Here is a 9,661-nt window from a genome sequence, read left to right as displayed (position 1 = left end):
CAGGTTGGCGGGGCGCGCTTCCCGGGGCTGCGCCGCGCGGGCCGCGGCCTTCACCTCTTCCAGGTCGACGTAAGCGCCGCGCCGCAGCAGGGCCTGCATCTGGCCGCCGTCGACGAACACGTGGCCCTTGGCCAGCAGCAGCACGCCGGCCTCGTCCCGCACGCCCCACGGCAGCGGGGCCCCCAGGCGAACCTGGGATTGCACCAATCTGAGCAACTCCATCACGACCTCCACGCATCCTGCGCGGTGCGAAGGCACCGAGCTTGCGGGGATGTCGACGCCGCAAGAGGCGCCGGCAAGAGGACATGCATCACCTCCCGGTGCGCATGCTCCTGGTCCGATCAGACGCCGGTGTAGGCCGTCTTCACCGTCGTGTAGAACTCGCGGGCGTAGCTGCCCTGCTCGCGCGGGCCGTAGCTCGAACCCTTGCGGCCGCCGAACGGCACGTGGTAGTCGACGCCGGCGGTCGGCAGGTTGACCATCACCATGCCGGCCTGCGCGTGGCGCTTGAAGTGCGTCGCGTACTTCAGCGAGCTGGTCGCGATGCCGGCCGACAGGCCGAACGGCGTGTCGTTGGTGACGGCCAGCGCCTCGTCGTAGTCCTTCACGCGGATCACCGAGGCCACCGGGCCGAAGATCTCCTCGCGGTTGATCGTCATGCGCTGCGTCGAGTCGATGAACAGCGCCGGCGCGAGGAAGAAGCCCTCGGTCTCGGCCTTCACGCGCTGGCCGCCCGCCAGCAGGCGCGCGCCTTCGGCCTGGCCGAGCTCGATGTAGCGCTCGTCCTGCTCGAGCTGCGCCTTCGAGACCACCGGGCCGATGTCGATGCCGGCGCCCAGCGCATGCCCGACCTTCAGGCCGCGCACGCGCTCGGCCAGCGCCTCGACGAAACGGTCGTGGATGCCGGCAGTGACGATCAGCCGGCTCGAGGCCGTGCAGCGCTGGCCGGTCGAGAAGAACGCGCTCTGCGCGCACAGCTCCACCGCCTGCTTCAGGTCGGCGTCGTCGAGCACCACCTGCGGGTTCTTGCCGCCCATCTCCAGCTGCACCTTCGCGCCGCGCGCGACCGCGGCCTGCGCGACCTGCCTGCCCACGTTCTGCGAGCCGGTGAAGCTGATCGCATCGATGCCCGGGTGGTCGACGATCGCCTGCCCGACCTCGCGGCCGGCGCCCATCACCAGGTTGAACACGCCGGCCGGCAGGCCGGCGCGCGTGATGATCTCGGCCAGCGCCCAGGCCGAGCCCGGCACCAGGTCGGCGGGCTTGAACACCACGCAGTTGCCGAACGCGAGCGCCGGCGCGATCTTCCAGGCCGGGATCGCGATCGGGAAATTCCACGGGCTGATGATGCCGACCACGCCGACCGGCTCGCGCGTGATCTCGATGCCGATGTTCGGCCGCACCGACGGCAGCAGCTCGCCCGGCGTGCGCAGGCATTCGCCGGCAAAGAACTTGAAGATGTTGCCGGCGCGGGCGGCCTCGCCGATGCCTTCCGGCTTCGTCTTGCCTTCCTCGCGTGCGAGCAGCGTGCCGAGCTCTTCGCGGCGCGCCAGGATCTCGTTGCCGATGCGGTCGAGCGCGTCGGCGCGGGCCTGCACGTTGAAGAGCGCCCAGGCCGGTGCGGCAGCGCGCGCGGCCTTCACCGCCTCGTCGACCTGCTCGGCCGTCGCGCTCGCGAACAGGCCGACGGTGTCGGCGAGATCCGACGGGTTGATGTTCGGCACGAAGCGCGAACCGGCGACCCAGGCGCCGTTGATGTAATTCAGATGCTCAGACATGTCTGCCCCTCGTCCAATGAGTACATCGGCCGATCCCCCGAGGGGATGCCGGCCGGCTTGGGGCGGCCCGGCGCTCGGCCGGCCCGCGGCGAATCCTTACTGCGGCCCGAGGCGCTTGATCAAGGCCGACAACATCTCGACTTCTTCACCGGTCAGGTCCGTCAGCGGCGGGCGCACCGGGCCGGCCGGGTGGCCGACCAGCGTCGCGCCGGCCTTGATGATGCTGACCGCGTAGCCGGCCTGACGGTTGCGGATGTCGAGGTACGGCAGGAAGAAGTCGTCGATCAGGCGGCTCTGCGTCGCGCGGTCGTCGGCCGCGACGGCGCGGTAGAACTCCATCGCGGTCTTCGGCACGAAGTTGAATACCGCCGACGAATACACCGGCACGCCGAGCGCCTTGTAGGCCGCGGCATAGACCTCGGCCGTCGGCAGCCCGCCCAGGTACGCGAAGCGGTCGCCGAGCTTCTGGCGCACCGTCACCATCGCCTCGATCTCGCCGACGCCGTCCTTGAAGCCCACCAGGTTCGGGCAGCGGTCGGCCAGCTGCTGCAGGCTCGCCGCGCTGAGCTTGCACACCGCGCGGTTGTAGACGATCACGCCGATCTTCACCGACTTGCACACCGCCTCGACGTGCGCGACCAGCCCTTGCTGGCCGGCCTCGGTCAGGTAGTGCGGCAGCAGCAGCAGGCCCTTGGCGCCCAGCGCCTCGGCCTGCTTCGCCATCGCGATCGCCTGGCGGGTCGGGCCGCCGACGCCGGCAATGATGGGCACGCTGTGCTTGCAGGTGTCGACCGCCACCTTGATGACCTGGCCGTATTCCTCGCCCACCAGCGAGAAGAACTCGCCGGTGCCGCCGGCAGCGAACAGCGCGGTCGCGCCATACGGGGCCAGCCATTCGAGCCGCTTCGCATAGGTCGACGGCTGGAAGTTGCCCTGCGCGTCGAAGTCCGTCACCGGGAAGGACAGCAGGCCGGACGAGATGGTGGTTTTGAGTTCCTGGGGTGACATGCGCGTCTCCAATGAAGTTGGGCGGTCGGGTCTAGTTGTCAGTCATCGTACAACATCATTTGTGGAGGCACAAGAGAGGCTGTCGCAACCCACTACACAGCTGCGCTGATCAAGCAACGCCCCGGGATCCGGCTCCGCCGGGCCCAGGGGTGGCGCCCCTCGGGGGCAGGAGCGAAGCGACTGGGGGGCCGTCATCAGCGCGGCGCAGGCGCTCGCGGCTGTTGGCCAGGTGCGTGCGCATCGCGGCGCGGGCCGCCTCGGGGTCGCGCCCGGCGATCGCATTGACGATGCTCTCGTGTTCGACGTTGACGCGCTGCAGGTACTCGCGCCGGCCCTCGCCGGCCACCTTCGCGGTATTGAGGCGTGCGCGCGGGATGATCATCGTGCCGAGGTAGGTCATCAGCTCGACGAAGTGCACGTTCTGCGTCGCGCGGGCGATCTCCATGTGGAGCTGGAAATCGGGCGCGATCGCGTCGCCGTCGTGCTCGATGGCCGCCGAGAACGCGGCCAGCGCGCCGCGCATCACCTCGATGTTGGCATCGGTGCGGCGCACCGCCGCGAGACCCGCCGCCTCGGCCTCGAGCCCGATGCGCAGGTCGAGCACCGCGATCACTTCGCGGGCGGTGGCGATCTGCTCGGGATCGATGCGGAAATTCTGCGTGCCGCCCGTACCGACGACGAAGGTGCCCACGCCGTGCCGCGTCTCGACCATCCCGCCGGCCTGCAGCTTCGACAGCGCCTCGCGCACCACGGTGCGGCTGACGCCGAACTMATCCATGATCGCGGCCTCGGTGGGCAGCTTGTCGCCCGATCGCATCACGTTGTCGCGGATGCGCGCGCTCAGCGTCTCGACCAGGCCGATGGCCAGGCTGCGCGGACGGCGGCGCGGCAGATCGGTCGCAGCGGGAGAAGACGGAACGTGCATCGAACGGCTCATGACGGGGTCGTTGAAAGGGCTTTCAATGTACGACAGGCGGCGCCCCGGACTGCGGGGCTTCCGCGGATCGACAAAGGCGGCCCGTCGTCGTACAACAATGTACGTCGTTGACGACACCGTTTGGCAGCCCGGCGCGGCGCACAAGCCTCGGGATTACCCTCATCCCGCCAGCTTGACAAGCCCCCTGCCCGTCACCAATCATTCGGCCTGTTGTACGACAACTGATGACGTACCTGTTGCCGACAGCGTGACCCGCGGTCGGCCGTGAAAGACTCTCTCGATGACGACCCCGCCGACCTCCACCACGTCCCTGCGCTTCAAGCGCCTGCTGCTGACCGGCGCTGCCGGCGGCCTCGGCCGCGTACTGCGGCCACGCCTGAAAGCCTATTGCGACGTGCTGCGCCTGTCTGATCTCGCCGACCTGGGCGCGGCGGCCGCCGGCGAAGAAGTCAGCCAGGTGCCGCTGCAGGATGCCGCCGCGGTGCACGGGCTGCTGGCGGGCGTCGATGCCGTCGTGCACCTGGGCGGCGTCTCGGTCGAGGCGGCGTTCGATCCGATCCTGCAGGCCAACATCGTCGGCACCTACAACCTGTATGAAGCGGCGCGCAAGCACGGCGTGAAGCGCGTGCTGTTCGCAAGTTCCAACCACGTGACCGGCTTCTACCGCCAGGACGAGGTGCTCGACACGAATGCGCTGCCGCGCCCGGACGGCCTGTACGGTGTCAGCAAGGCCTTCGGCGAGAACCTCGCGCGCTTCTACTTCGACCGCTACGGCATCGAGACCGCCTGCCTGCGCATCGGCTCGTCGTTCGCCGAGCCGAAGGACCGCCGGATGCTCGCCACCTGGATGAGCTTCGACGACCTGGAGCGGCTGGTGGTGTCGTGCCTGACGGCGCCGCTGGTCGGCTACAGCGTGGTCTACGGCATGTCGGACAACCGCACGCAGTGGTGGGACAACACCAAGGCGAAGCACCTCGGCTACGTGCCGCAGGACAGCTCCGAGCCGTTCCGCGCCGCGGTCGAAGCCCGCCAGGCCCCGCTCGACTACAACGATCCGGCCGTGCTGTACCAGGGCGGCGCCTTCGTGCGCACCGGCCCGTTCGAATGAGCGTCGCGCTGCCGATGGACAAGCTCGACGCATCGCGCGACCAGGTGGGCGAAAGCCCGCTGTGGTCGGTGGCCGAGCAGGCGCTGTACTGGGTCGACATCGAGGGCCGCCAGGTGCGCCGCTTCGACTGGGCCACGCGCCGCGTCGAGAGCTGGGCCTGCGCCGAGCGCGTGGCCTGCATCGCGCTGCATGCGCAGGGCGGGCTGGTGGCGGCGATGGAGAGCGGCGTGTTCCACCTGCGCCTGTCGGCCGCGGGCCTGACGTCGACGCGCCTGCGCAGCATCACCCACCCGCGCGACGGCATGCGCTTCAACGACGGCCGCTGCGACCGCCAGGGCCGTTTCTGGTCCAGCACGATGGTGCGCGACATGTCGCTCGCATCGCCGTCCGGCGCGCTGTTCCGGCTCGATGCGAACGGGCTCTCGGCGCCGCTGGTCTCGGGGCTCATCACCGGCAACGGCCTGGCGTTCAGCCCGCGCGGCGAGGTGATGTACCTGTCGGACTCGCACCCGAGCGTGCGCCGCATCTGGGCCTTCGACCTGGACGCCGACGGCACGCCCACCGACCGCCGCGAGTTCGTCGACATGAACCGCCACCCGGGCCGGCCCGACGGTGCCGCGGTCGATGCCGACGGCGGCTACTGGATCTGCGCCAACGACGCCGGCCTGGTGCACCGCTTCACGCCCGACGGCCGGCTCGACCGGTCGCTGCCGGTGCCGGTGCCCAAGCCGTCGATGTGCGCCTTCGGTGGTCCGCAGCTGCGCCACCTGTTCATCACCTCGATCCGGCTGCCGAGCGCGGCCGACGACGCAAGCGACGGCTCGGTCTTCGTCACCGAGCCCGGCGTGGCCGGCCTGCCCGAGGCTGCCTTCGCTTTCTGATCCGCTGACGATTTCGCTAGCCCCATCCACCCCGGAGACAAGACCATGACAAACAGAATCCGCACCCTGGCCGCCGCGATCGCGCTGGCCACCCTCGGCACGGCGCAGGCCACCGAGTTCCGCTCGACCGACATCCACCCCGACGACTACCCGACCGTGCTGGCCGTCAAGCAGATGGGCCAGACGCTGTCGAAGCTGACCAACGGCAAGCACAGCATCAAGGTGTTCAACAACGGCTCGCTCGGTGCCGAGAAGGACACCATCGAGCAGACCAAGATCGGCGCGATCCCGATGACGCGCGTGAACATCGCGCCGATGAACAACATCTGCCCGGCCACCGTGGTGCCGACGATGCCGTTCCTGTTCCGCTCGAAGGAACACATGCGCGCGGTGCTGGACGGCCCGATCGGCGAGGAGATCCTGAAGAGCTGCGAGGCGCAGGGTTTCATCGGCCTGGCCTACTACGACAGCGGCGCGCGCTCGATGTACACGGTGAAGAAGCCGATCAAGACGCTGGCCGACGCGAAGGGCCTGAAGATCCGCGTGCAGCAATCCGACCTGTGGGTCGCGCTGCTCGAGGCGATGGGCGCGAACGCGACGCCGATGCCGTTCGGCGAGGTCTACACCGCACTGAAGACCGGCCTGGTCGACGGCGCCGAGAACAACTACCCGTCGTACGAGAGCTCGCGCCAGTTCGAGGTCGCCAAGTACTACTCGAAGACCGAGCACTCGATGGCGCCCGAGGTGCTGCTGTTCTCCAAGCGCGTGTTCGACGGCCTGAGCCCGGAGGACCAGAAGGCGATCCGCCAGGCCGCGAAGGAATCGGTGCCGTTCATGCGCAAGCTGTGGGACGAGCGCGAGGAGAAGTCGCTGGCCACCGTGAAGGCCGCCGGCGCGCAGATCATCGAGGTCGACAAGGCCTCGTTCCAGGCTGCGATGAAGCCGGTGTACGACAAGTTCCTGGCCGACCCGAAGCTGCGCGACCTGGTCAAGCGCATCCAGGACACGAAGTAATTCCCGCGCTCTGCTGATCACTCACTGACCCACCGCGGCGGCCTGCGCCGCCGCGGTGAAGGAACCCCGATGTACACGAAATTCTGCGCGGCCATCGCCAAGGCCTGCCTGCGGCTCGGCGTGGCGGGCCTGGTGCTGCTGCTCGCGGCGGTGCTGTACCAGGTGTTCGGCCGCTACGTGCTCAACAGCACGCCCACCTGGGCCGAGAGCCTGGCGCTGGTGCTGGTGCTCTACGTGACCATGCTCGGCTGCGCCGTCGGCGTGCGCGACGCCGGCCACATCGGCATGGAACTGCTCGGCTTCCTGCTGCCCGAGAAGGCGAAGCTGCCGACCGAGATCCTGATCCACCTGCTGACGATGCTGTTCGGCGGCCTGATGGCGTGGAACTGCGCGCTGATGTTCGGCTCGGTGCGCGACTACATGATCCCGACGCTGGGCATCTCCGAATCCTGGCGCTACGTGCCGCTGGTCGCGGCCGGCATCCTGATCATCCTTTTCTCGATCGAACACATCGTCGCGCTGCTGCGCGGCGTGGAAGTGGAGCCGGCATGGCACTGACAATTCTCTGCGTCACCTTCTTCGGGCTGCTGATCCTCGGCGTCCCGGTGGCGTTCTCGATCGGGCTGTCGGCGCTCGCGACCATCCTGTACGAAGGGCTGCCGATGGCGGTCATCTTCCAGCAGATGACCTCGGGCATGAACGTGTTCTCGTTCCTCGCGATCCCGTTCTTCATCTTCGCCGGCGAGCTGATGCTGTACGGCGGCATCGCCGACAAGATCGTCAACTTCGCGAACGCGGCGGTCGGCCACATCCGCGGCGGGCTCGGCATGTCGAACGTGATCGCCTGCACGCTGTTCGGCGGCGTCTCCGGCTCGCCGGTGGCCGACGTCTCGGCGATGGGCGCGGTGATGATCCCGATGATGAAGAAGCAGGGCTACCACGCCGACTACGCGGTCAACGTGACGACCCATGCGGCGCTGGTCGGCGCGCTGATGCCCACCAGCCACAACATGATCATCTACACGCTGGCCGCGGGCGGCAAGGTGTCGATCGCGAAGCTGATCCTCGCCGGCCTGATCCCGGCGCTGGTGCTGACGCTGTGCAACCTGGCGGCGGCCTACCTGGTGGCGGTGAAGCGCGGCTACCCCGCCGGCACCTTCCCGGGCTGGCAGATCGTGGCGCGCACCTTCGCGGCCTCGCTGCCGGGGCTGTTCGTCGTCGTGCTGATCCTGGGCGGCATCCTGTCGGGCGTGTTCACCGCGACCGAATCGGCCGCCGTCGCGGTGCTGTACGCGCTGATCCTGAGCGTGGTGGTGTACCGCTCGCTGAAGTGGGAGCAGTTCCTGAAGGCGGCCGCCAAGGCGGTGAAGACCACCGGTGTCGTGCTGCTGCTGATCGGCATCTCGGCCGCGTTCGGCTACATCATCAGCCTGTACGAGGTGCCGACGCTGACCGGCCAGGCGCTGTCGGCGGTGACGTCGAGCCCGTGGGTGATCTTCCTGCTGGTCAACATCATCCTGTTCCTGCTCGGCACCTTCCTCGACATGGCTGCCACCATCCTGGTGTGCACGCCGATCTTCCTGCCGATCTGCCAGCACTACGGCATGAGCGAGATCCAGTTCGGCATGGTGATGCTGATCAACTGCGCGCTCGGGCTGAACACGCCGCCGGTGGGCACGACGCAGTTCGTCGGCTGCGCGATCGGCGGTGTCTCGGTGGGCACCGTGATGAAGACCATCTGGCCGTTCTACGGCGCACTGATCGCCGCGCTGATGCTGGTGACCTACGTGCCGGCGTTCTCGCTGTGGCTGCCCGGCGTGGTGCTGCGCTGATCGGCGCCACGAGGCCTCTCTTTCAAAGACCCTTCAGGAGACATCCCATGATCATTCGCCGAACCCTTCTCGCGCTGGCGGCCGTGGCCGCCGCAGGCACCAGCTTCGGCGCGCACGCCGCGCCGGCCTGGCCTGAGAAGCCGGTGCGCATCGTCGTGCCGTTCGCGGCCGGCGGCACCTCGGACATCCTCGCGCGCCTGCTGGCCGACAAGCTGCAGGTCGCGCTGAAGCAGACCGTGCTGGTCGAGAACAAGGCCGGTGCCGGCGGCGTGATCGGCGCCGACTCGGTCGCCAAGTCGGCACCCGACGGCTACACCTTCCTGCTCGGCACGATCGCGAGCCACGCGATCAACCCGGTGCTGCAGCCGAAGATGCCGTACGACGCGGCCAAGGACTTCGCGCCGGTGATCCTGCTGGGCAGCATCTCCAACGTGCTGCTGGTCGGCACCGAGGCGCCGTACAAGAGCGTCAAGGAGCTGATCGCGGCGGCCAAGGCCAAGCCGGGCGACATCGCCTTCGCGTCGTCCGGCCAGGGCAGCTCGCAGCACATGTCGGGCGAGACCTTCAAGCTGCTGACCGGCGCCGAGCTGACGCACGTGCCGTACAAGGGCAGTGCGCCGGCCATCCAGGACGTGATCGGCAACCAGATCCCGATGAGCTTCGAGACGGTGACGGTGGMGCTGCCCTTCGTGCAGAGCGGCAAGGTGCGCGCGCTGGCCGTGACCTCGGCCAAGCGCAGCATCGCGATGCCCGACGTGCCGACGCTGCAGGAGGCCGGCGTGCCCGGCTTCGACGTGGCCAGCTGGCAGGCCTTCTACGCGCCGGCCGGCACGCCGCCGGCGATCGTCAAGCGCATGAACGCCGAAGTCGCGAAAATCATCGCGATCCCCGAGGTGAAGGCGAAGATGGAAGGGCTGGGCCTGCAATACAGCCCCAACACGCCGGAGCAGTTCGCGACCTTCGGCCACGCTGAACTGGTGAAGTGGGCGAAGATCGTGAAGGACGGCAACGTCAAACCGTGACGTTGCGCAACAGGTGAGCAGCATGGCCGACCCGAAGAAGCCCCTGACGATCAGGATGCACGATCTCGACAACGTCGCGAT

The 9,661-nt window shown here is 68.6% G+C and carries 9 protein-coding genes and 1 pseudogene; 6 read left to right on the top strand and 4 right to left on the bottom strand.

All coding sequences use genetic code 11. The features are described from left to right. The 4 genes and pseudogenes from AC1D15_RS09265 to AC1D15_RS09250 all read right to left on the bottom strand — a co-directional run. Positions 1-222: pseudogene (locus AC1D15_RS09265) on the bottom strand (HD-GYP domain-containing protein); the annotation flags it as partial. A 119-nt stretch (positions 223-341) separates the two neighbouring features. Next, on the bottom strand, positions 342-1,778 hold the full coding sequence (locus AC1D15_RS09260; protein WP_477825749.1) for an aldehyde dehydrogenase family protein: 1,437 nt from the start codon (positions 1,776-1,778) through the stop codon (positions 342-344). A gap of 96 nt (positions 1,779-1,874) precedes the next feature. Continuing rightward, entirely contained in the window at positions 1,875-2,786 is a 912-nt protein-coding gene (gene kdgD, locus AC1D15_RS09255) for a 5-dehydro-4-deoxyglucarate dehydratase (RefSeq protein WP_465114124.1), read from the bottom strand. A gap of 109 nt (positions 2,787-2,895) precedes the next feature. After that, a complete protein-coding gene (locus AC1D15_RS09250; RefSeq protein WP_477825748.1) occupies positions 2,896-3,723 on the bottom strand; it encodes a FadR/GntR family transcriptional regulator in 828 nt (275 codons plus the stop codon). 280 nt (positions 3,724-4,003) lie between these two features. Here AC1D15_RS09250 and AC1D15_RS09245 point away from each other — a divergent pair, with 280 nt between their 5' ends. From AC1D15_RS09245 to AC1D15_RS09220, 6 genes are all read left to right on the top strand, one after another. Continuing rightward, positions 4,004-4,831, top strand: coding sequence for an NAD-dependent epimerase/dehydratase family protein (locus tag AC1D15_RS09245; protein WP_477825747.1), 828 nt, complete (start codon positions 4,004-4,006; stop codon positions 4,829-4,831). Continuing rightward, positions 4,828-5,712: an SMP-30/gluconolactonase/LRE family protein gene (locus tag AC1D15_RS09240; RefSeq protein ID WP_477825746.1), complete on the top strand. Its 885-nt coding sequence runs from the start codon at positions 4,828-4,830 to the stop codon at positions 5,710-5,712. The genes AC1D15_RS09245 and AC1D15_RS09240 overlap by 4 nt, the downstream gene beginning before the upstream one ends. A gap of 45 nt (positions 5,713-5,757) precedes the next feature. Further along, positions 5,758-6,726 carry a TRAP transporter substrate-binding protein gene (locus tag AC1D15_RS09235; protein ID WP_047499701.1) on the top strand — a complete coding sequence of 323 codons (969 nt, stop codon included), beginning with the start codon at positions 5,758-5,760 and terminating at the stop codon, positions 6,724-6,726. 69 nt (positions 6,727-6,795) lie between these two features. Beyond that, positions 6,796-7,284 (top strand): TRAP transporter small permease, encoded by a 489-nt coding sequence (locus AC1D15_RS09230; protein WP_047499699.1) that lies wholly within the window; start codon positions 6,796-6,798, stop codon positions 7,282-7,284. Further along, the gene (locus AC1D15_RS09225; RefSeq protein ID WP_047590519.1) at positions 7,275-8,558 is read left to right on the top strand and encodes a TRAP transporter large permease; all 1,284 of its coding nucleotides are present in this window, start codon (positions 7,275-7,277) and stop codon (positions 8,556-8,558) included. The genes AC1D15_RS09230 and AC1D15_RS09225 overlap by 10 nt, the downstream gene beginning before the upstream one ends. Positions 8,559-8,605: 47 nt before the next feature. After that, positions 8,606-9,580: a tripartite tricarboxylate transporter substrate binding protein gene (locus tag AC1D15_RS09220; RefSeq protein WP_477825745.1), complete on the top strand. Its 975-nt coding sequence runs from the start codon at positions 8,606-8,608 to the stop codon at positions 9,578-9,580. Positions 9,581-9,661 lie beyond the last annotated feature (81 nt).

It is taken from the genome of Rhizobacter sp. P2_H2 (assembly GCF_056403375.1).
Note: the sequence above shows the minus strand (reverse complement) of the source record. Positions and strands in the feature narration are given on the sequence as shown.

Excerpts from the sequence above, each read along its gene's own strand:
- AC1D15_RS09240 (WP_477825746.1), top strand. The coding sequence starts at position 4,828 with ATGAGCGTCGCGCTGCCGATGGACAAGCTCGACGCATCGCGCGACCAG.
- AC1D15_RS09230 (WP_047499699.1), top strand. The coding sequence starts at position 6,796 with ATGTACACGAAATTCTGCGCGGCCATCGCCAAGGCCTGCCTGCGGCTC.
- kdgD (WP_465114124.1), bottom strand. The coding sequence starts at position 2,786 with ATGTCACCCCAGGAACTCAAAACCACCATCTCGTCCGGCCTGCTGTCC.
- AC1D15_RS09225 (WP_047590519.1), top strand. The coding sequence starts at position 7,275 with ATGGCACTGACAATTCTCTGCGTCACCTTCTTCGGGCTGCTGATCCTC.
- AC1D15_RS09235 (WP_047499701.1), top strand. The coding sequence starts at position 5,758 with ATGACAAACAGAATCCGCACCCTGGCCGCCGCGATCGCGCTGGCCACC.
- AC1D15_RS09260 (WP_477825749.1), bottom strand. The coding sequence starts at position 1,778 with ATGTCTGAGCATCTGAATTACATCAACGGCGCCTGGGTCGCCGGTTCG.
- AC1D15_RS09245 (WP_477825747.1), top strand. The coding sequence starts at position 4,004 with ATGACGACCCCGCCGACCTCCACCACGTCCCTGCGCTTCAAGCGCCTG.